Origin of the sequence: Paenibacillus xylanexedens, from assembly GCF_017874615.1 — a bacterium.
GTDB lineage: Bacteria > Bacillota > Bacilli > Paenibacillales > Paenibacillaceae > Paenibacillus > Paenibacillus xylanexedens.
Genome location: NZ_JAGIKV010000004.1, coordinates 155,371 through 177,490, shown reverse-complemented (window position 1 = coordinate 177,490; position 22,120 = coordinate 155,371). Strand labels below are relative to the sequence as shown.

The 22,120-nt window shown below is 47.7% G+C and carries 16 protein-coding genes; 9 read left to right on the top strand and 7 right to left on the bottom strand.

Annotated elements, in window-relative coordinates; all coding sequences use genetic code 11:
• Positions 1-81: 81 nt before the first annotated feature.
• The 3 genes from J2Z28_RS06885 to J2Z28_RS06875 all read right to left on the bottom strand — a co-directional run bounded on the left by J2Z28_RS06885 (position 82) and on the right by J2Z28_RS06875 (position 3,779).
• Positions 82-759: a tetratricopeptide repeat protein gene (locus J2Z28_RS06885; protein ID WP_211081692.1), complete on the bottom strand. Its 678-nt coding sequence runs from the start codon at positions 757-759 to the stop codon at positions 82-84.
• A 14-nt stretch (positions 760-773) separates the two neighbouring features.
• The gene (locus J2Z28_RS06880; protein WP_211081691.1) at positions 774-2,762 is read right to left on the bottom strand and encodes an elongation factor G; all 1,989 of its coding nucleotides are present in this window, start codon (positions 2,760-2,762) and stop codon (positions 774-776) included.
• Positions 2,763-2,903: 141 nt separating this feature from the next.
• The gene (locus J2Z28_RS06875; protein ID WP_211081690.1) at positions 2,904-3,779 is read right to left on the bottom strand and encodes an AraC family transcriptional regulator; all 876 of its coding nucleotides are present in this window, start codon (positions 3,777-3,779) and stop codon (positions 2,904-2,906) included.
• A 192-nt stretch (positions 3,780-3,971) separates the two neighbouring features.
• Between J2Z28_RS06875 and J2Z28_RS06870 the strand changes: the two genes are divergently transcribed.
• Both J2Z28_RS06870 and J2Z28_RS06865 read left to right on the top strand, forming a co-directional pair.
• A complete protein-coding gene (locus tag J2Z28_RS06870) occupies positions 3,972-5,489 on the top strand; it encodes a tagaturonate reductase (RefSeq protein WP_211081689.1) in 1,518 nt (505 codons plus the stop codon).
• Positions 5,486-7,000 (top strand): UxaA family hydrolase, encoded by a 1,515-nt coding sequence (locus tag J2Z28_RS06865; protein WP_179086417.1) that lies wholly within the window; start codon positions 5,486-5,488, stop codon positions 6,998-7,000. The genes J2Z28_RS06870 and J2Z28_RS06865 overlap by 4 nt, the downstream gene beginning before the upstream one ends.
• A 101-nt stretch (positions 7,001-7,101) precedes the next feature.
• On the opposite strand, the gene J2Z28_RS06860 is transcribed toward J2Z28_RS06865, so the two are convergent.
• The 4 genes from J2Z28_RS06860 to J2Z28_RS06850 all read right to left on the bottom strand — a co-directional run bounded on the left by J2Z28_RS06860 (position 7,102) and on the right by J2Z28_RS06850 (position 11,245).
• A complete protein-coding gene (locus J2Z28_RS06860; protein WP_036670284.1) occupies positions 7,102-7,788 on the bottom strand; it encodes an AlkZ-related protein in 687 nt (228 codons plus the stop codon).
• 34 nt (positions 7,789-7,822) lie between these two features.
• The gene (locus tag J2Z28_RS06855) at positions 7,823-8,596 is read right to left on the bottom strand and encodes a helix-turn-helix transcriptional regulator (RefSeq protein ID WP_244988146.1); all 774 of its coding nucleotides are present in this window, start codon (positions 8,594-8,596) and stop codon (positions 7,823-7,825) included.
• 15 nt (positions 8,597-8,611) lie between these two features.
• Entirely contained in the window at positions 8,612-8,779 is a 168-nt protein-coding gene (locus J2Z28_RS31095; protein ID WP_244988145.1) for an HTH domain-containing protein, read from the bottom strand.
• 438 nt (positions 8,780-9,217) lie between these two features.
• On the bottom strand, positions 9,218-11,245 hold the full coding sequence (locus J2Z28_RS06850; protein WP_211081688.1) for a beta-galactosidase: 2,028 nt from the start codon (positions 11,243-11,245) through the stop codon (positions 9,218-9,220).
• 128 nt (positions 11,246-11,373) lie between these two features.
• Between J2Z28_RS06850 and J2Z28_RS06845 the strand changes: the two genes are divergently transcribed.
• The 7 genes from J2Z28_RS06845 (at position 11,374) to J2Z28_RS06815 (ending at position 21,860) form a co-directional block, all read left to right on the top strand.
• A complete protein-coding gene (locus tag J2Z28_RS06845) occupies positions 11,374-12,207 on the top strand; it encodes an AraC family transcriptional regulator (protein ID WP_101313423.1) in 834 nt (277 codons plus the stop codon).
• A gap of 143 nt (positions 12,208-12,350) precedes the next feature.
• Positions 12,351-13,139: an alpha/beta hydrolase gene (locus tag J2Z28_RS06840; RefSeq protein WP_076208944.1), complete on the top strand. Its 789-nt coding sequence runs from the start codon at positions 12,351-12,353 to the stop codon at positions 13,137-13,139.
• Between the two features lie 81 nt (positions 13,140-13,220).
• Positions 13,221-13,886 carry an SGNH/GDSL hydrolase family protein gene (locus J2Z28_RS06835; RefSeq protein ID WP_211081687.1) on the top strand — a complete coding sequence of 222 codons (666 nt, stop codon included), beginning with the start codon at positions 13,221-13,223 and terminating at the stop codon, positions 13,884-13,886.
• A gap of 12 nt (positions 13,887-13,898) precedes the next feature.
• The gene (locus J2Z28_RS06830; protein ID WP_211081686.1) at positions 13,899-14,780 is read left to right on the top strand and encodes an SMP-30/gluconolactonase/LRE family protein; all 882 of its coding nucleotides are present in this window, start codon (positions 13,899-13,901) and stop codon (positions 14,778-14,780) included.
• A 403-nt stretch (positions 14,781-15,183) separates the two neighbouring features.
• A complete protein-coding gene (locus tag J2Z28_RS06825) occupies positions 15,184-18,252 on the top strand; it encodes a X2-like carbohydrate binding domain-containing protein (RefSeq protein WP_211081685.1) in 3,069 nt (1,022 codons plus the stop codon).
• A 272-nt stretch (positions 18,253-18,524) separates the two neighbouring features.
• Complete coding sequence (locus J2Z28_RS06820; protein WP_211081684.1) at positions 18,525-20,072, top strand: response regulator transcription factor; 1,548 nt, start codon at positions 18,525-18,527, stop codon at positions 20,070-20,072.
• Positions 20,073-20,090: 18 nt separating this feature from the next.
• Entirely contained in the window at positions 20,091-21,860 is a 1,770-nt protein-coding gene (locus J2Z28_RS06815) for a cache domain-containing sensor histidine kinase (protein ID WP_211081683.1), read from the top strand.
• The last annotated feature ends 260 nt before the right edge of the window (positions 21,861-22,120 follow it).

Here is a 22,120-nt window from a genome sequence, read left to right as displayed (position 1 = left end):
GCTCATACGAGGGCAGAGATCAGTGCACTTTTATTAGTTAGAAAAATGATATGTGAAGATTACAGTGTATAGCGGATGACATTACAATCCGCGTTTGCGGAACCAACTGCGGACAGCCCAGCGGCGCTCCTGACGTTTTTTGTATTTGGGCAACGAACGATAAACGTCTAACGATTGCTCGTAAGCCTGCTTCGCGTCTGCATTGCGTCCGAGGGAACGGTGAACCGAGCCGAGCAGATAATAGGCTTCACTGGAAGAGGAATGAATCTCCTGAAACTGATGCACATAATCCAGCGCTTTGTCCTCATGCGTATCTTTGAAAGCTCCAGCAAGGGTTAGGTACGGGCGTCCGTACTTGACTCTGGGGTTGATCTCGAGGGCTTGCAAAATATGACGTTCGCCTTTTTCGATGTTACCCAGATGAAGCTCAGTTGTCCCCAGTGCCTCCCAGTACTCAGCCGATTGTTCGTATGGGCGCTCCAGTTCAAGCAATAACGCATGTGCCTCGCTGTAACGCTTGCGCTCAATTAACAGGCGAGCCAGTTCCAGCTTGGAGGAAACTTCATTGGGACTCATGGCAAGCTGTTGCCGAAGCCGGGAGATGTTACGCATACGTTTGAGAGGTTTCGTGAAGCTTGGGAACACCCCAACGTAACGACGATCCAGGAAATATAGTATAACGAGTAAAATGAGGATGGCAATGAACGGATTACCTACAATCCGCCATAGAAGGCCAAAGATAAGAAATTTAATAAGCACAGGTTCAACTCCATTTATGATGTAATCGCGTTTCGTACACTTAAAATATATTTCGACTGATCCAGCGCATTAACTCCTCTGCGTTTGCGAGCATGATTCACATCCGCAGGACAATCTTGGTATCCGGCAAACGAAGTCGTAAGCACTCCGCGGCCGCTTGTCTCGGAACGCAGTTTCACCGGATAATCCATTGAGGTGGCAAGAGGCATAACTCCTTCAATAATACAACGTCCGCTACCAATGACGGGGGCTTCGAAGGTTGCCCGCATATGTACAAGATCGCTAAGGGCCTTACCGCCGTATTCCTCCGGGACCGTCAGCCGGAACTGAAGAAGGGGTTCCAGCAACGTAGTACCTGTTCTCGACAATCCATCCATGATTCCCATAGGCGTGGCTACAACAAAATCCAGCGGATGTGTATGCCAGACATGATGTTCCCCTTCCACCAGCGTGATGCGCAGATCGGTGACTTCCCAACCGAGCATACCTTGAGACAAGGCTTCCGGAATTCGTCGTTCAACTTCATTCTGATAACGTAACAGCAGATCATCTGTCCTTACGGTTGAGGCATAGATCAGACCGCTTCCGCGAGGCAAAGGTTCGATCTTGAAGCGGAGGATGGCCCAGCAGGGCTTAGGCATCGTATAGGCGATGTAACCTTCTCCGGCTGTACGGGGTGTCTCCTTATAGATGACGGATGGCGGATCAAACACGACATCCAATCCGAAACGACTCAGCAACAGGCTGGATAAAATCTCAAGCTGAATGGTTCCCATGACCTTGAGATGCAGTTCGCGTTCCTCCGGCAACCATTGCAGGTCGAGTAAGGGGTCTTCATCCGTCAACTCTTGCAATGCTGCAACAAGATCGGGGTACTGTGCCGGGTCCTTGCCATGTACTTGTACGGTCAGCAAAGGTACAGCCATCTGTGGCAGAGGAGGTACACCTTCAGGATTGCCGATAATGTCACCCACATGTGTGTCACTCAGTCCGTACAGCGCAGCAATCTGCCCCGCGTGAACGGCACCGGTATCCGCCCATTTTCTTCCATCCATTCGGCGAATCTGCGTCACTTTCTCTTCAAGCTCCCGCGTCGAATTATGGATGGTATCCCGATTGTGTAAGCTGCCACCATACATACGGACATATGCCGTGCGTCCCATCGTGCGATCACGTTCAATTTTGAACACAACACCGGATACGGGAGAGTCCACTGGTTGTGCAGGTGGGGGCAGGAATGCAAGGACTGCGTCCAGCAATGCCGTGACGCCAATTCCTTTGCCGGAAGCACCATAACACACAGGGAACATCTCACCCTGATGTACATACCGCAGGAATGCTTCATTCAGATCCCTTTGCGATAACGGAGTCTCCTGGATGTAGGCTTCCAAGACCTCTTCGTCCAGCTCGGCAAGTATCTCGACCAGACCTGGAATGGAAGGTGTGCCATCTGACAGAGAATCTTGATTCGGGTTCCATAGGGAGTCGATGCCATGAAATGAATCTTCATGGAGCTGATACGCTTGGATTTCGCATGCGAAAGGGGACAGGGTGGAACGAATCTGCTCCATTACCGCTGGGGCAGATGCGCCAATCCGATCCATTTTATTAATATAAATGATGGTTGGGATGCGAAGTGAACGAAGGGCATGCCAGATGGCTTCACTCTGGGACTGAATTCCCTCCACTGCGGATAGAATCAGAATAGCGCCATCCATCACCCGCAGTGTTCGCTCTACTTCGGAGCTGAAATCAATATGCCCAGGCGTATCAATGAGGTCAATGATGGTGTTCTTCCAGATCAGAGAGGTCATGGCTGCTTGAACAGATATGCCACGTTCTTTCTCAATGTCCAGGGAGTCTGTGGCTGTTGTTCCGTCATCTACACGTCCCGGACTGCGGACGACACCACTCTCAAATAACATATGCTCGGTGGTAGTTGTTTTCCCTGCATCCACATGGGCGAAGATGCCGATATTCCTGCGATTTAATTCGTTTAACATGGAATGTTAAGCTCCTCTGACAACGGAATGCAATGTTTCCGACAAGTAATAATCCAGATTATCATACCACATCTTCCATATGGAAGAATATGTGGATATATATGATTAGACCCAGGAACCTACGTCCAGTCTGGTTCTATTTTAACGAGAACTGTTCATGGTTCTGCGGTATGCTGCGGGTGTTGTACCGGTTAATTTTTTGAATTGACGGTAAAAGTGGGGCAGGCTGTCGAACCCGCAAGCATCGGCCACGGCTGCCATCGTCTCATCACTTTGCACCAGATGCTCTTTCGCCATAATGACCCTTCGCGCTAATGCGTAATCCGTTAGAGTCATTCCCGTGTATCGTTTGAAGGCACGACTGAAATGGGCAGGGGATACAGAGGCGTACTGCGCCAGTTCAGGGAGGGACAGGCCATTCCGAAGGTTCTCGTCAATATGAGAGATCGTAGAAGAGAGCCAGGAGGGACCCGGAGCAGATTTACCCGGATTTGCAGGTCCCGCAGCTTCCAGACGTTCCAGAAAAATGAGTAACAGTTGCAGCCTTAACAGGGCCGCATGTGCGCTTAGATGATGACCGAGCTGGAATTCGGTCTGAATATCATCAATGAGGGCAGCCACCTGTGATTGCTCCTCTGTGTTCAGATGCCTCTTATACACACGTTGTTTACGACAACGTTCAAACAGGCTTAGCAAAGAAGAAGCAGCACCTCCGGCGGTGGATGCCAGTAAGCCCGGGCTGAAGAACAATGCGGAAGATGTGACAGGATTGCCTGCATCCGGCAAGGCTCGGTGAACCGTGCTGCCCGGTATAATGAACAGATCTCCTTCCTGCATATTCTCAAGTCCCGTATCAATAAAGATGCTTCCCTGTCCACGATATACATAGATAATTTCATGCCAGTCGTGAAGGTGATCTGGCAATTCGTTCTGAGGGGATTTGGTGTCGCTGTACACCAGGCGGAACGGAATACCGGATTCTGCTTGAATAGTCGTACGAACAGGTGAACGTTCCATAAAGACTCCTTTCCAGACGAGCGTCTTCAACGAGATGTTATACCTGGTCATGAGAGAGTATATTTACCGCAATATAAGCAATTTAATTTCCTTTTATTGATGATACAATGAATTTAAAGCGTTTACAATAAAAGGGTGCAGAGCCTTCGAGCTGCATTCCGACAGTACAAATAATCGATGAGGTGAGTGTCCATGTCGGCAAGCACGAAACGGCCAAGGTTGAAGCTGAATTTACTGGGGAGCGATGGTCAGCGCAAGTGCAAGGAGATTATGGAGCGTCCCGTGAAGGTTTTGCAGATTGGAGAAGGTAATTTCTTGCGGGGATTTGCAGACTGGATGCTTCATGAGAGTGCCAGACAAGGCAAATTCCATGGAAGTGTAGCTGTTACCCAACCACGACCGGGAGGCAAAGCCAAGCTGGAGCAGATTCGTGATCAGGATGGATTATATACGATGATTACACGAGGGCTGTCTCAAGGGAAGCCGGTTGAGCGGACAGAGTTGATCTCCATTTTCTCACAGTGTATCAATCCGTATGAGGAATGGGATGCCTTTCTGAACTTGGCGGAACTGCCTTCACTTGAGTTCGTTATTTCCAATACAACCGAATCAGGATTGAAATATACGTATGCGGACTATATCGAGGGTGAACCCGTCCAATCATTTCCGGGGAAATTAACGGTTTTCCTGCATCAGCGATATTTGAAATTTGATGGTGATCCATCCAGAGGTTTGATTCATCTGCCATGTGAGCTGCTTGAAGGCAATGGTGACGTGCTTCGCAGTTGTGTTCTCCGTCATAGTGAGGATTATGGGTATTCGGAAGGCTTCCGCTCATGGATCGAGAACCATAATCACTTCTTGAACAATCTGGTAGATCGAATCGTAACAGGTGCGCCGACCCAGGAGGAAGCCGATTCCCTGACGAATCGCTGGGGGTATGAGGACCAGTTGATTAATACGGCAGAGCCATATCATTTCTGGGCCATTCAGGGTGATGAATCATTGGACAAAAAACTTCCTCTCAAGCAGGCAGGTCTCAATGTACATTGGGTGAAAGATCTGAAGCCTTTTCAGGTACGCAAAGTTCGTATTTTGAATGGGTCACATACCTTAATGTCATCCCTCGGCATTCTGCAAGGTAAGCAGCATGTGAGAGAAACGATGGAAGATCCGTATTTTGGCTCATGGATCAGGGAAGCTGTGCATCAGGAGATCGTGCCTGCTCTGGATATGCCCGATCATCAGCTGGACCAGTATGCAGAAGAAGTGTTCGAACGGTTCCTTAACCCATATATTGATCACAAATTGCAAGATATTGCTTTGAATACGATCGGAAAATTCAAGGTGCGTGTGCTGCCAACACTATTGTCTTACGAGCAAAATCAGGGAAATTGGCCAGAACGTTTAATTCAAGGGTTTGCTGGATTATTGTGTCTCTATCGTCCGGTAAATACGCCAGAAGGTTACAAGGCACAAAGACTGAATGGAGAGGACATTCTGCTGCGGGATGACCCGGATGTCCTAGCTGCTTTGGCTGCACACTGGGACGGTTATGACACGCTTAACAGGAATCAGAACCAACTGGATGACCGGGTAGCGGCTGTGTTGTCGGATACCTTGATCTGGGGCGAAAATCTGGATGCAAGAGAAGGGCTGCGTGCAGCACTTGTTCGTGAAATCGGATTGTTGGAAGGTGAAGGGAAATGAACACAACAAGTACAATCAATGACTGGATTGCCATTCAACCACAGGATGATGTCATTATAGCGCTTCGGGATTATGCGAAAGGAGAATGCATTACCCTGCCAGACGGTGTTTCTTTTACCTTGCTGGATGACGTGCCCAAAGGGCATAAGATTGCTGTGCATACCCTGGCACCGGGTGATGATGTGATGAAGTATGGTTTCTCCATCGGGATTGCCCAAGAGCAGATTGAGCAGGGAAGCTGGATTCATAGTCACAACCTGAAGACGGGTCTGCACGGATTACTTGAATATGAGTATCAGCCGGGCGCGCAGGTTCAGACGGACATGCCTCCGGAACATCTGCGCTCATTTGATGGATATTTGCGCCCCAATGGTGACGCAGGTATTCGTAATGAGATCTGGATTGTGAATACGGTTGGATGTATCAATAAAGTGTGTGAAGCTTTGGCACGTATGGGGCAGTCCCAGTTTGGAAGCCGGGTCGATGGTGTATTTCACTTTCCGCATCCATTCGGGTGTTCACAGCTTGGTGATGATCTGAAGTATACACAACAGTTGCTGGCCTCCTTGGTGGAGCATCCGAATGCAGGAGGCGTGCTCGTCATCGGTCTGGGCTGTGAGAACAATCAGGTCGATGAATTCCGTGAGTGTATTGCTCCGGAATACCGCGGTAAAGTACGGTTTCTCAAAGCACAGGAAACGGATGACGAGCTTGAGGAAGGGCTTCGACTGATGGAAGAACTTGTGGAGATCGCTGAACATGAACAACGGCAGCCGCTTCCGCTCAGTAAACTTAAAATTGGTTTGAAGTGTGGCGGTTCCGATGGTTTATCCGGCATTACAGCCAATCCGCTGGTCGGTGCAGTTGCTGATATGTTGGTTGCTGCCGGGGGTACGGCTATTCTGACGGAAGTTCCGGAGATGTTTGGTGCGGAGACGATCTTAATGAACCGGGCTGCCAATGAGCAGGTATTTCACGATTTGGTGGACCTCGTAAACGGCTTCAAGCAATATTTTGTGAACCATGGCCAGAACATCTATGAGAATCCTTCACCTGGGAATAAGGCTGGTGGCATCACAACGCTAGAGGAAAAGTCACTTGGATGTACGCAAAAGGGAGGACGTTCTTCCGTAGTCGACGTTCTACGTTATGGCAAACGTGTAACTCAAACCGGTCTGAACATTGTAGAAGCACCGGGTAATGACCTGGTATCTGTAACGGCACTGTCTGCGGCGGGTGCACATATTGTGCTCTTCACAACAGGGCGGGGGACTCCCTTCGGAGGTCCGGTACCTACCGTCAAGATTGCGACCCAATCCGATCTGGCGAATCGCAAAAAACACTGGATTGACTTCAACGCAGGCCAGCTGTTGGAGGGGCAGACGATGGATGAGGTGAAAGTGCAGCTGTTCAGCCAGCTGATTGACATTGCTTCAGGACGGTCACACACACTCAGTGAGCAGCATGGATTCCGGGAGATTGCCATATTCAAGGATGGCGTAATTCTCTAAATCCATTGTCGATGGGGGCTGTTGATCGTCTGGGTTACATTATATGGTGAACCACAGCCAATTCCGGTTGAGATTTGCACTACAACCGGGATTGGCTTTATTTAGATTCCACGGATGCCAAGCGCTTTGGAGATGCTTGATAATGCTGCAGGTGAAGCATGTTGTTGTAGTTGCACAATCAATAGTTCACGTGCCTCTTCTATGCTGCCTTCATATGGCTTAATGCCGTGACGTTCCATCCAGTGACCAGCAGTCTCGTATGCGGAGCTGTTCCAGGCGACTTTGCCTTCTGCGAGCCCTTCTTTTTCTTTGGTGCCACTGATCACAATGGCTGCACAGCCCTGAAGGTCCAGAAGTCCACGGTCAAATGTTTTTTTGTCCTCTTTTGCCCCGAAACCGGCTTGTGATCGCAAGGCACGTCCATCGATGCCTTCTTGTTCTGCAACTAACGCATGGAGTTTGAACGCTTCACGGGAGAGCAGACCCGCTTCATACTGTTCCTTGATGGTTCTGGAGTCGGCAAGCAGTCGGTGTACCCAAGGGAAATATTCAGATGAGACAAGAAGCGCTTTCTTTTTGACAAATTTTCCATATGCAGCAATGCCCTCTTCAGCCAGGCGTGAACGCCATAACCAAGGATCGAATTCATCATCCTTGTGCCAATGTTCTTTGGGGGTTAGCGATGACAGAGAAGGATAATCGGCAAATAGTGGTGCCAGAGGCAGCAGCCCTATAGACTGGATACGCTGTACTGCTTCTTCGTACGTTATAACGGCTTCATATGTCATGATATCAGTAGGCTCCTTTTTGTGTGTAGTCAAGCTACGACTTGGTTGAAGCAAGGTATCTCCGGCTCACTTCCTCGGCATGCTGACGAATCTCACTGCGAAGTTGGAGAGGTTCAATCACTTCGGCTTCACGTCCTAATCGGTAAAAGAATCGTACGGCCCAGTCCCATTCCCCTGGTGGACAAAGGAATGATAATTCCCAGAGATCCGGGGCAATTTCAGTCATCTTTTCACCAATATGCTCGTCCTGTTCAGCTTCAATCATTCCCCGATAACTCAGTTGTACCTTAACCAGGATTGGCGGCTGTTCTGGAGGGATCGGCTTACTCTGCTGTTGCTCTGCCTGTTCATTAAGCATCTGTGCATCCTGTGGTTCGATCGCTTTGACTTCGATAATTCGGTCAACCCGGAACAGACGTTGTTCAACATGTTCGAGGGAATATGCTTCACAGTACCAGAAGCCAGAGGAAGCATATACCCGTGTGGGACAGATATGCAACCAACGCTGACGTGATGCGGAGCGATACAGCACAATAAGCCACCCGTGTTCGGGTATACATGCCAGCAGTGCGTCCAGATGAGGAAGAATGTAATTGCGGTCTGGAATATGATGATGCAGTTGTTTGAGCATGGGATCAATTCGCGACATAATATCATCCGGAATGATAGCCTTAACTTTGTTCATCAGGGTCCAGCGTTTCTCATGAAAGGGTGTGTCGGCGTAGCGACTTAGACCTTCAAGAGCGAATAAGAGCGTCGCTGCTTCTACCGGGTCCAGCTGTAATGGGGGTAATACGTAACCCTCCATAAGACTGAAACCGCCTCAAGGACCGGAAATGGCAATAATGGGCACATTCATCTCGGAGAGGGATTGAATATCCCGAAGAATCGTGCGACGGGAAACCTCAAATTTCTCACCTAATGAGTGTGCCGTTTCGTGACCATGCTGTAATGCCATTACAATGGCAGCAAGCCGATTTGTTCTGTTCATGTCAGCCACTCCGTTTCGATCTGCGCCGCCGGAAAGTGATGTCGTAGTTATATTTCAATTGTAACAACGAATAAGTTACATCATGAGTGTCACCAATTTTTCAACTGTTCATTATTTTATAATGGATCAGCATCAGGATTCACAAGCATGTTCCGGCAGGCGTTGTTAAAATGTGTTTCTCGTCCAATTCGCTTTGCATACTGATATTTCCTTCTATCAAAAAGACCACAGATCATGCCAAAAACCCGTATCCGGTGTAGACGGATACGGGAAGTAGCAGCTTTTGGCTTACAGAAGACGATAAAGGTCTGAAATCTATACCAATATCCTCGCTGAAGACAATAACAAGTATAAAAGGAATGAATATGTGACACTTTGTATCGCGGGAATTTCTATCACATTATATTATTCCGAATGATTTCAATTAAGCGAAATCGCTTATTTCATTTCGAGCAATTGCACTCCACGGGCTTCAATCTCAACACTTCCCGAAAGCTCACGATTGGTGAGCAGATCATGTGCCTTAGTTGTTCCCAGATCATAGGATTGTGTGGTTGCGTTATGGTTCATGACAAACAGGTAGGGTCTGCCGTCTTTGGTTCGTGCGCTTACTTCAACACCTTCTGGTGTCACAAGCAAGGATTCTACGTTCTTGGCTGCTGCAAGCTGTCCCAGCAAACCATCCAGGAAGCGCTCATCCGGGTCGGATGCAACGTACCAGGCTTCACCTTGACCAAAGGTATTACGTGTCACAACAGGCATGCCTTTATAAAAGTCGTCTCCATACTCCGCGATGACTTCGGCTCCTTCACTGTGCAGCAGGTCACACAGCATGCCGCAGCCATACTCTCCTTCAAGATCGCCGTAGGTTTCTTTGAGGACAATGCGGTTCTTTTGCTCAGGCAGCAGGGCATCAATCTCTTCCACCCAGATTCCGAGCAGTTTACGAAGTTCTCCCGGATATCCACCTGTGGTCACGAGATCGTTCTCGTTGACAATGCCGCTGAAGAAGGTCGTCAGGAATGTTCCACCTGCTTCAACATACTTCTCCAGTTTAGCGGCAAACCCTGGTTTAACCATGTAAAGAACAGGGGCAAGGACAATGTCGTATTTGCTCATATCCGTATCCACACTGATGATATCTACTTGTATGTTGCGGCGGAAGAAGGCTGCGTAGTATTTATGGATCTGATCCACATAGTTCAGGGCAACCGTAGGTCCGCTTGATTTTTCGATGGCCCACCAGTTATCCCAGTCGAACACAATCGCTACTTTGGATTCAACAGATGCATCCAGCGTGGTATCTCCAAGGATCTGCAATTCCTTACCCAGCTCAGCGACTTCGCGGAATACACGTGTATTCTCATGTCCAGCATGCTCAATAACTGCACCATGATACTTCTCACAGGCACCGATGGAGCGGCGAAGCTGGAAGAACATGATGGTATCGGCCCCGTGCGCAACAGATTGATAACTCCACAGACGCATGACACCTGGACGTTTCAGTGAGTTATATGGCTGCCAGTTCTGCTGACTTGGTGTTTGCTCCATCAGCATGAACGGTTGACCATCCTTCAGTCCGCGCATAAGGTCATGAGCCATTGCCGTGAAGCTGACAGGAGTGGCGAGACCAGGATAACTGTCCCAGGAGACGATATCCAAATATTTTGCCCATTTGAAATAGTCCAACTGCTTGAAAAATCCCATCAGATTGGTAGTCACGACGGAGTCCGGAATATGTTTTTTGATCGCATCGTATTCCAACAGATAACAATCCAGCATGCTGTCGGAGTTGAAGCGAGAATAGTCCAGCGAGATTCCCTGGAAGGTTGAATTGCTGTTACCCCAATGTTCGCTCAGGTTGCTCGGTAATACAATCTCGTCCCAATCGTAGAAGGTATGCCCCCAGAAATTCGTATTCCATGCTTTGTTGACCTGTTCCAGAGTCTGATAGCGTTCTTTCAGATACACGCGGAACGCTTTCTCACAGTTGTCACAGTAGCACTCACCGCCATATTCGTTGGAGATGTGCCATACGAGAACTGCGGGGTGATCCTTGTATCGTTCGGCCAGTTTATCCGCAATCTTCTCAGCGTATTTGCGATAGGTCGGGCTGTTGGGACAGGAATTATGGCGCCCACCGAATTTGCGTTTGCGTCCATCTGCATCTACACGAAGCACGTCTGGATATTTCTTTGCCATCCAAGCCGGATGGGCAGCAGTGCTTGTTGCAAGGCATATATAGACACCATTTTCATATAAACGATTAATCAGTTGGTCGAGTTCTTCAAAACGGTAAGTAACTTCATCAGGCTGAATCAGTGCCCATGAAAATACGTTGATTGTGGCAATATCAATGCCTGCCAATTGGAACATGCGCAGGTCTTCAAGGTGGGTTTCGTGATCCCACTGTTCCGGGTTGTAATCGCCCCCGTAGAACATTTTGGGGAGTTTGCTACTAATCAATGTGTTCACCTCTTGTATAAGAATAATCCTATACTATATGATACATATGACTTTTAAAATATAATAAAAGTAATGACTCATATAAGAATACGGAAGTTTATTTCAGCTTATACCCAAGGAGGCATCCCATGTTTATCTCCCCCCGACATCAACGATATTTCATGACATCACGTGATCAGCCGCTGCCCCTTTATATTGAGAGTCTAGGTTATAACGGCAATCAGGAGAAGGTGTCCAGACCTGTGGGGTATCCCTGTTACCATTGGCTTCAGACAGTAAAGGGAGCCGGAGAATTCAAGTTTGCCGGGTCCACGGTCGTACTGGGGGAAGCATCAGGTATTTTGCTTCCGCCGAATGAACCGCATGAATATGTGCGCGCCCAAGGAGAGTGGGAGACATTCTATATTACATTTGGCGGTTCCCAGTGTCCGGCAATCTTGGAGTCACTTAGTCTGGGTGAAGCAGCGTTGCATCAGTGGGAGCAGAGCAGTCCGTTCAATGATTACGGCCAGGAAGTGCTGGATTCAATCAGAAGTGATCAGGATTTGTCGGGACTCGAGGCGTCAGCGGATATATACCGATTTCTGATTTTGCTCAAAAAACATGGCATGACCGGCAATCGGTCTTCGATCTCTCATGCCGTGGAGAGACTCGCTCCACTCATTGCATTCATGGAACAGCATTATGCGAATCCTGAGATTGGTCTCGAACATATGGCTGACGTCACGGGGATCTCATCCAGACATCTGAACACCTTGTTCAAGCAGTCCTTTGGCATGACAGCCTACAGTTATTTCATTTTGCTGCGCATTCGCAAAGCCAAGGAAATCATGACCGGGGATACCGCCCTGACGATTAGGGAGACTGCAGTTAGGGTAGGGTTTCGAGATGCTAGCCATTTTGTAGCAACTTTTCGCAGGATTGAGGGGGTGACTCCTGAACAGTTCCGTAATTTGTACTAACATGTATCCAAATGAACAAAAAGTGATGCCAGGAAGGTATTGATGCGCTAGGGTCATTACCGTTATGATGGTATCGATTCCTGAGATTCGAAAACGTTTAAACGGACCCATGGTTCCGTTCTACTTGGAGAGGATGATTGAAGATGACAACAACTATACCTTTATGGGATCATGCTGCACCTTATGCAGCCCAGGGCCATGAAGACGAAATGCCACATTTGATTCCATTTATTCAGCCCGGTTCCGAGAGCGCTGTCATTGTATGTCCAGGGGGCGGCTATGGATTTTTGGCTGATCATGAAGGTGCTCCAATAGCCGAATTGTTGAACCGTGCAGGTATAAGTGCATTTGTCCTGAAATATCGGGTGGCGCCTCACCAGCATCCTGCACCGATAACAGATGGTCAGCGTGCCATACGTTATGTTCGTGCGCATGCCGAGCAGTACGGCATCAACCCTGCCAAGATTGCAGTACTTGGTTTCTCCGCAGGCGGACATCTCACAGCAACACTGGGAACGCTGTATGACGAGGGACAACCGGATCATGAGGACCTCATTGAACGCCAGAGTTCACGCCCGGACCGAGTTATTCTCTGTTATCCGGTCATTACGATGGAGTCCTATGGACATGCTGGTTCCCGTGAGAATTTGCTTGGGTCTGATGCGTCTGCCGAGCAGATCAAGGCTTTCAGCGCGGAGCAGCAGGTAAGAGCGGATGCTCCTGAAGCGTTCATCTGGCACACCAGTGATGACCAGGCAGTGCCTGTAGAGAATAGCTTGCGTTACGCACTTGCATTGGGTGCGCATGGCATTCCCTATGACTTGCACGTTTTTGAGAAAGGTTCACACGGTCTTGGATTGGCTGAGGACAACCACGCGGTTCGGGTATGGTCGGATCTATGCTTGACTTGGCTTAAAAATCAAGGCTGGTAATCACTGAATGATAACAAGTTAACGGTCCTGACTAATTAATTATTCCTATATTGGCGCCTTGGAGCGAAGGAGAAAATGACGATGAAATTGCAGAAAAATGACAAGCTTCTGTTTATCGGGGATTCGATTACAGATTGTGGTCGGGAACATCCTGTAGGCGAAGGCAGTTCAGGTCTGGGCCATGGTTACGTAGCGCAAGTCTATGCTCTCTTGCGGTCCATCTATCCGGAATTGATGTTGCGTGTCCAGAATGTGGGTAATGGTGGAAATACGATTCGTGATCTGAAACAGCGTTGGGATCGTGATGTGCTAGACCTTAAACCGGACTGGCTGACGATCATGATCGGCATTAATGATGTATGGCGTCAGTTCGACAACCCATTGTCAACAGACTCACATGTGTTTCTTGAAGAATACGAATCCACATTGCGTGAACTGGTGGCTTCGGTTCGTCCGAACCTGAAAGGTCTGGTAGTAATGACACCTTATTATCTTGAGGCTAATCCGGAAGACCCGATGCGGGCAACGATGGATATCTACGGAGAAGCGGTACGCAGGGTAGCGAATGAGTATGATGCGGTGTATGTGGATACACAGGCTGCATTTGCTCCATTTTGGGATCATTTCTATACGTCTGTGCTGACTTATGACCGGGTACATCCGGATGCAACGGGCCATATGGTATTGTCCAAAGCATTCTTGGATGCCATCGGATTCGAATGGTCAGGCGGCGTCAAATCTAAATAAGGACGTGAGGGCATGAGCGACGTAACTGTAGCAGTACAAACCCCGGCATTACTGGGGGAAGGTCCAAGCTGGGATGCGGAGAACAATCGATTGTTGTGGGTAGATATTGAAAGCTTCAAGGTGCATGTGTATGATCCAGCTACAGGGCAGGATCAGGCTTATGATGTCGGTGAACATGTCGGGGCTGTTGTTCCCTATCGTGGTGACGAAGTTGTGGTTGCTTTACGCAGTGGATTCCATACGTATCACTTGCTTACGGGTGAGCTGCAGGCTATTGAAGACCCTGAACAAGATAAGGATATCAATCGTTTTAATGATGGAAAATGTGATGCGAAGGGCCGCTTCTGGGCAGGCACGATGAGCATGAATAATGAGAGCAAAGCCGGATCATTGTATTGTTTGGAGCAAGGGCAACCCGTTCGCACAATGGTACAAGGTGTGTCTACATCCAACGGTCTGGGCTGGAGTCCGGATCGGCAGACCATGTATTACATTGATACCCCGACACGTTCTATTGACCGGTTTGATTTTGATCTGACGGCAGGTACGATACAAAATCGGACAAGTATCATTCACATACCGGAGGAATTCGGTTTTCCGGATGGGATGACGGTTGATGGTGAGGGCATGCTGTGGGTTGCGCACTGGGGCGGAGGAAGAGTCACTCGTTGGAACCCGCATACATCAGAACTGTTGCAACAGATCGAGGTGCCGGCAGATCAGGTAACATCCTGCTGTTTTGGTGGACCGGATCTCGAAGAGTTATACATTACAACAGCACGTATAGGGATTAAGGAAGAACGTCTGAAAGAGACACCGGATGCGGGCTCACTTTTTGTCATCAGACCGGGCGTTAAAGGGCAGGAGACTCACGCTTATGGTAGCCAGCAATAAACAGGTGCCAATTATGTAGTGAACCTTAGTGAACCTCTGCCTGGTTTGCCAGGAAAGAAACGATTCCATTTTTTACTCTTATATAAAATGTCGAAAGGTGCTGTTCTAACAGCATCTTTTTTTGTTGCATAAACGAGTTTAAACACTGAAAATATTTTACAAAAATCGGAATTTCGACAGAGGGGTTTTTAGATTGCCAGCGAATGTTATTTATTGAAAGTATTATCCAGATAACCGCGAATCAGGAACAATCATGTAAGCGCTTAACAATGTGACTGGAAGGGGGTGAGGCTTCTTGTATCAAGGGATGCATTGATTCGTCTGGCACGCCATCATCAGCACGATGAGACAGCGGGGATAGACCGAAATGCAGTAACGAAGTAGAAGAGGAGGATAAGTTGATATGAGAACGTTTATGGGGAAATTGCGAATGATGAGCCTGACGGTTGCCGTAGTAACCGCCTCGCTGGGAGGACTTGCTGGAACAACAGCGGCGGCACCAAGTGAAGCCTATGAGTGGAAAAATGTGGTGACGGGTGCAGGAGGCGGGTTTGTACCGGGCATTATTTTCAACGAGTCGGAAAAGGATCTGATCTATGCCCGTACGGATATCGGGGGAGCCTATCGCTGGAATGCGGCTGACGAGAGGTGGATACCCTTAACGGATTTTGTCGGCTGGGATGACTGGAACAAGAATGGTGTGGACGCACTGGCTACGGACCCGGTTGATCCCGATCGGGTGTATATGGCAGTTGGGACGTATACGAATTCGTGGGATCAAAATAATGGCTCCATCTTGCGCTCTACGGACCGGGGAGATACATGGCAGACCACAACACTTCCGTTCAAAGTGGGCGGCAACATGCCGGGACGTTCAATGGGAGAACGCCTGACCGTGGACCCGAATGATAACAGTATTCTGTATTTCGGCGCACGAAGTGGTCATGGGTTATGGAAAAGTACCGATTACGGTGTGACCTGGAACGAAGTCACAAGCTTCCCGAATCCGGGAAATTATGTGCAAGATCCTTCGAATGAATATACCAGTGACATCGTAGGTCTGGCATGGATTACATTTGACAAGACAACAGGTTCGGCAGGGCAAGCAACCCAGACAATCTATGTGGGTGTTGCGGATAAAGCTCAAAGCGTGTATCGCAGCACAAATGGCGGCCTGACCTGGTCAGTTGTTGCTGGTCAACCTACAGGTTATATTCCGCATCATGGTGTATTTGATTCAGACGGAAGCCTCTATATTACGTACAGCGATGGTGTTGGACCGTATGATGGGGCAAAAGGTGACGTGTGGAAACTGAATACATCGACAGGTGTCTGGACCAATATCAGCCCTGTTCCAAGCAGCAGTACGGATAATTATTTTGGATATGGCGGATTGGCTGTTGATGCACAGAATCCCGGTACATTGATGGTTGCGACATTAAATTCCTGGTGGCCGGATGCCACCTTGTTCCGCAGTACAGATGGCGGAGCGACATGGACACGCATATGGGAATTTGAAGGATATCCGAACCGGAAGTTACGTTATACACAGGATATTTCGGCAGCGCCATGGCTCACATTTGGCACTAATCCTGCCCCGCCCGAAACAACCCCAAAACTGGGTTGGATGATCGGTGATCTGGAGATTGATCCGTTTGATTCGGATCGCATGATGTATGGAACAGGTGCTACGATCTATGGAACGAAGAATCTGACAGACTGGGATGATGATGAAAAAATCAATATTTCAGTGATGGCGAAGGGGGTTGAGGAGATTGCGGTACTGGATCTGATCAGCCCGCCAAGTGGTGCACATTTGATAAGCGGGTTGGGGGATGTCTCCGGATTCCGTCATAACAATCTGGACCAGGCTCCAGCTACCATATTTACGAGCCCGAACTATCCTTCCACAGAAAGTCTGGATTTTGCAGAGTTAAGTCCAAATACGATGGTTCGCGTAGGTAAAGCAGATTATACTGCTGATCCAAATGCAAAATCCATGGGTTTGTCCAGTGACGGAGGTACTACGTGGTATAAGGCCAATGCAGAACCTGCCGGCACAACCGGAGGAGGGACCGTAGCCATCTCTGCGAATGGTAACCGACTCGTATGGAGCACATCAGATAAAGGCGTACATTATTCGACTGGCGGAAATTCATGGACGGCAAGTACGGGCATACCTGCACAGGCAAAAGTGATTTCGGATCGTGTCAATCCAAACAAATTCTATGGATTTGCAGCCGGTAAAATCTATGTGAGTGTGAATGGTGGTGCTACCTTCACGGCATCACCTGCGACCGGACTTCCGATGGAAGGAAATGCCGATCTGGATGCCGTTCCAGGTGTTGAAGGCGAACTCTGGTTTGCTGGTGGTAGTGAGGAAGAAGGTCCTTACGGATTATGGCATTCCACGGATTCAGGAGCGACATTCACGAAGCTTGCCAATGTAGAGGAAGCAGACAGTATCGGATTTGGTAAAGCAGCCCCTGGGCAGAGCGTTGTTGCGTTATACACGGTTGCACAGATCGATGAAACACGTGGGTTCTTCCGCTCTGATGACGGTGGTGCCAATTGGGTTCGTATCAACGATGATCAGCATCAGTATGCTCGTGTAACTACTATTACGGGTGATCCGCGTCTGTATGGAAGAGTATATCTTGGAACGAATGGCCGCGGAATTTTGTATGCTGACCGTGTTGGAGGTAACAATGGCGGAGGTACACCAGTGACCAACTCTGCGATTACACCGGTTACAGCCGAATTTGATCGCAAAACAGGCAATCAGGTTAATATTCCAGTCACGTTAACACTTAACGGCAATACACTTGCATCCATTCGCAACGGGAATGCAACGCTGGTTTCAGGTACAGATTACACGTTGACAGGCAATGAGGTCGTATTAAGTGAAAACTACCTGGCTTCACTGCCAAATGGCGCAGCGGCGCTAACCTTTCAATTCAGCGCAGGCGCTCCTGCGACCTTGAATCTGCTCATTAAAGACACGACAGCTGCACCTGTTGGAACCATACGCATTGAGATGTATAACAGCAACACTTCAGCGACGGGCAGCTCGATTAGTCCCAAATTCAAACTGACAAATACGGGTACTACAGCCTTGAATCTGTCTGATGTGAAAATGAGATATTATTACACGATAAACGGTGAACAGCCTCAGAACTTCTTCGCTGACTGGGCGACTGCTGGCAGTGCGAATGTAACAGGCACGTTCAGTGCACTCAATCCGGTACGGACAGGTGCTGATCACGTGCTTGAGATTGGATTCACAGCTTCGGCTGGAACACTGAATGCGGGACAAAGCACGGAAATCCATACGCGCATCTCCAAGAACAATTGGACCAACTATACGCAAACGGATGATTATTCTTTTGCAGGTAGTCAGACTTCCTATACGGACTGGTCCAAAGTCACCGGTTATATCGCGGGAAGTCTCCAATGGGGAATTGAACCATAAGTGAGTGATTTAACGAAATAAAGGATTGAAATAGGGGTCCTGATTCGCCAAATGATCAAATGGCGAGTCGGGGCTTCTTATTTTGTCGAAATATAGTGTAAACTATAGATAGTTACCATTGCTTTTAAGGATCGTTTTAGGATATAAAAAGATGTACAATTAATTTAGAATTAATGTAACCGCTAACACTGGAAAGTGTTTATAACCGATATATAATAGTTGGTATAGCCTGTACAGATATAGAGGAAAGATTAGACAAGGGGGTCGCGATCATGAACCGGTTGTGCAAGGTGCTGATTGTTGACGATGAGTTTCTGGTAAGACAGGGCATAAAGCACCATATGAACTGGGAAGCGGAAGGATTTAACATTGTAGGTGAAGCTTCCAACGGTGAAGAAGGATTACAGCAGGTGAACCTGTTAAAACCGGATATTGTGATCACCGACATTGTCATGCCTGTCATGGATGGGGAAACGTTTGTCCGTACACTAAAAGCCAGTAATCCGCAGATTGAAGTTATTGTACTTAGCAGCTTCAGTGAATTCGAGTATGTACGTTCAACGCTTCAGCACGGGGCAGCCGATTATATACTGAAACCCAAGCTGGATACGAATGAATTATTGCAAGTCCTTCAACGCACAGCGGGTAAAATTCCGGAGCTACAGTTCGAGCCGTCGCACGATGGCTGGAGACTTGGACAACTGATGGAGAAGATGCTGTCCGGATTTACACTGGATGAAGATAGCGAAATGCCGATCATTCGAGATACCTTTCCGTATGAATCCTTTCGCTTGCTGGTGTATAAACCCGTGGGTGCTGGAGGGAATCCACTGAAGATGGATCAGGAACAGATTGAATCCAAGCTCCGCAGTGATCTGCCTGAAGTAGAATGTGCAATGGTTCCCGCAGAGGGTACATTACCTGTGATGCTTCTTAATGTCGATCCTGCGAGAGATGAATGGATGCTTGAACGGATCAGACAGTTGGCCAGTGAAAATGCAGCAGGAGAAGGCAGTCCTGGTTGGGTGCTTAGTGAAAGCTTTACTTCATTTGAACAGATGGGTGTTGTTTACCGGGAACGCCTGATTAAGCTGATTGAATATCGCTTCTATTATAAGAATCGACCAATCCTGGTGTATGGTGAACTGCCTCCAATGCATCCCGCAGGTTACCAGTTTAATGTGAATATGTTTTTGCAGCATGTGAAGCGTAACCGGGTCGAAGCGGCAAGGGAGTATTTACAGGATCATGCAAAAACACTTGGACGGGATTATATTGCCGATGTGTTTGAGATCAAATCATTTCTCGGTAACTTGATCTTCAACGTGACCATTACCCTCGCGGATATGGATGTTCAGTCTGCCGGGCTGGAAGAGAGCAAATATACGTATTTTAAAAATGTGGACGGGGCTTCAAGCCTGGACGAAGTCATGACTGTGCTTGATCAATTCATGACGGAAGTTCAGGAGTGCACCGTTGGTGCGGGTGGAAAACGAAGTGATCCCAACATGAAGATGCTGCTGGATTACATGCATGAGCACTTTGATCAGCCGCTCGGGCTTGCTGAAGTAGCCAAACATTTTCATTTTAATCCATCGTATTTATCAAGTTATTTTTCATCTCACAAAAAAGAAGGATTTAATGAATACTTAAATAAAATTCGGATTGAAAAAGCCGAGGAACTGCTCCGATCCGATGATGTGACGATCTCTGAGATTAGCAGTATGGTAGGCTATTCCGATCATAGTTACTTTTGCAAAGTATTCAAAAAATTCACCGGATTATCACCAAGCCGATACCGGCGCAAATTCTGGGCATAAAGTCAGAAGGATAAGATCATGAAGAAATGGATGAACCAATTATCTCGTCTCGGATTGTTTCCCAAGTTGTTTCTGGTTATGGTGGTCAGTATTGTCCTCGTTTCTGTACTCATCTTATGGACGACCATTCACATGTCAACCAATCTGTTTACTGAGACGTTCAGTATCACAAACTCCAAGGTGCTTAATCAGATCAAAACAAATTTTGAATCCTTTAATGAGGCCATTGCTGCCGTATCGAATAATGTGACGCAGAGTGGATCGATCCGAGGATTCCTGTCCGAAGGAGATGCCGATTCCCTCACGATGGCCAAATCCTTCTATAATATGAGGGAAACGATGGATCGAATTCAATCTATCACAGAATCCTACGAAGTCGGGATAACAATTATCGGGATTAATGGACGGAGCTATTCCACGAATCGTGCTCACCTTCAGTTGTCCGTGGATGAATTGAAGCAGGAGCCAATTACGATGGAAGCCGCTGAGACGCCGAGTCGTCTTATCTTTGATGTTTACCAAAACGAGGCAACGCTTGGGAGTCAGCAGATGATCTCTGCGACGAAAGCGTTGACGGACCGAACACGCAGCCGGATATACGGTACGCTCTATGTCACGATGAGAGAAGACATATTCCGGCAATTTTACAGCAGCTTTACAAGTCGTGGCAATGATGTGGTCATTATGAATGAAAAAGGTGAGATTGTATCATCGAATCGTGAAGACTGGATCGGAACAACTCAGCTGGATTTGCTATCGTATGCCCGGGATATGAACAACAACTCTCCGAGAAGTATTAATGCTCGTGTGATGGATCAGGATAGCGTTGTGTTATCCGAGTATTTACCGTTCTATCGGTTTTATATTGTCAATGTAGTGGATAAGGATCTGGCGATGGGTCAACTTATCGACATGAAGACGGTTGCCCTGATCTGTGCAGCTATCGTTGTGGGGGCACTCATCCTTGTGTTTCTCATCACCAGCCAGATTACCAAGTCATTACGCAGACTTGTGAAGCAGATGTCCAACATTACAAAAAGTGATCTGGACAACTACATTCCGGTGAGCGGAAGCTACGAGAGCAGGCAGCTTGGTCATGCTTACAATTACATGCTTGATGAACTGCATGATTATGTGGATCAGTTAGTACAGACACAGCATGAACAACGGAACGCAGAGCTTGCGGCATTACAGAGTCAGATTAATCCTCACTTCTTGTACAATACACTTGCATCTGTCAAAGTTCTGGTGCAACAAGGCAACAAAGACAGGGCTGCGGAGACGATTAATGCATTAATTGGATTGTTGCAAAATACGATCAGTGATGTGAGTCAGACTGTTACCGTGGAACAAGAAGTCGAGAATTTGAAAAATTATGTCTTCATTAATCACGTCAGATATGGTGGCCGGATTAAAGCAGCTTTCTACGTGGCTCCGGATTGTACACACTATCATGTACCCAAACTGGTGATCCAGCCGTTTATTGAGAATGCATTTTTCCATGGATTCATCAAGAAAGAAACGGGTACGATTCATGTCATGGTTTCCAGAGCGGGAGAATCACTCATCTGTGAGATTATGGACAATGGGGATGGAATTGAAGGACTTGTCATGGGAGAAACGTTGCCCAATCCAAAGAACAATCGTCAACTATTCAGTGGTATTGGTATTCGCAATGTCCATGACCGTATTGAGTTATTATATGGTTCACCTTATGGGGTCACCATTATGAGTAAGGTTGGGGAAGGAACGAGAGTGACCGTTACACTGCCTTTAATCACGAGTTGAATCGAAACACGATTCGATTGAATACACTTAAAATCGAGATCCCTCGCTTCTGTTTTCTACAGAGGCGGGGGATTTTCACGTGTCAGAGGTAAAGCGGGTAAAATCATTTTTGTACTATTCCAAGATCAAGAAATTACAAAATCAAAAGAAATTACAAAAAACCAAATTTAATGCAAACGGTTTCTGTAAAGGTTTTCATTGTGGCAATAAGATGACAAATCCGTACAAAATTATTACTAACGAAACGCGATTTGGGAATG

Coding starts and splice junctions, on each gene's coding strand:
- J2Z28_RS06880 (WP_211081691.1), bottom strand. CDS start 2,762: ATGTTAAACGAATTAAATCGCAGGAATATCGGCATCTTCGCCCATGTG.
- J2Z28_RS06875 (WP_211081690.1), bottom strand. CDS start 3,779: ATGGAACGTTCACCTGTTCGTACGACTATTCAAGCAGAATCCGGTATT.
- J2Z28_RS06870 (WP_211081689.1), top strand. CDS start 3,972: ATGTCGGCAAGCACGAAACGGCCAAGGTTGAAGCTGAATTTACTGGGG.
- J2Z28_RS06865 (WP_179086417.1), top strand. CDS start 5,486: ATGAACACAACAAGTACAATCAATGACTGGATTGCCATTCAACCACAG.
- J2Z28_RS06860 (WP_036670284.1), bottom strand. CDS start 7,788: ATGACATATGAAGCCGTTATAACGTACGAAGAAGCAGTACAGCGTATC.
- J2Z28_RS06855 (WP_244988146.1), bottom strand. CDS start 8,596: ATGGAGGGTTACGTATTACCCCCATTACAGCTGGACCCGGTAGAAGCA.
- J2Z28_RS31095 (WP_244988145.1), bottom strand. CDS start 8,779: ATGAACAGAACAAATCGGCTTGCTGCCATTGTAATGGCATTACAGCAT.
- J2Z28_RS06845 (WP_101313423.1), top strand. CDS start 11,374: ATGTTTATCTCCCCCCGACATCAACGATATTTCATGACATCACGTGAT.
- J2Z28_RS06840 (WP_076208944.1), top strand. CDS start 12,351: ATGACAACAACTATACCTTTATGGGATCATGCTGCACCTTATGCAGCC.
- J2Z28_RS06835 (WP_211081687.1), top strand. CDS start 13,221: ATGAAATTGCAGAAAAATGACAAGCTTCTGTTTATCGGGGATTCGATT.
- J2Z28_RS06830 (WP_211081686.1), top strand. CDS start 13,899: ATGAGCGACGTAACTGTAGCAGTACAAACCCCGGCATTACTGGGGGAA.
- J2Z28_RS06825 (WP_211081685.1), top strand. CDS start 15,184: ATGAGAACGTTTATGGGGAAATTGCGAATGATGAGCCTGACGGTTGCC.
- J2Z28_RS06820 (WP_211081684.1), top strand. CDS start 18,525: ATGAACCGGTTGTGCAAGGTGCTGATTGTTGACGATGAGTTTCTGGTA.
- J2Z28_RS06815 (WP_211081683.1), top strand. CDS start 20,091: ATGAAGAAATGGATGAACCAATTATCTCGTCTCGGATTGTTTCCCAAG.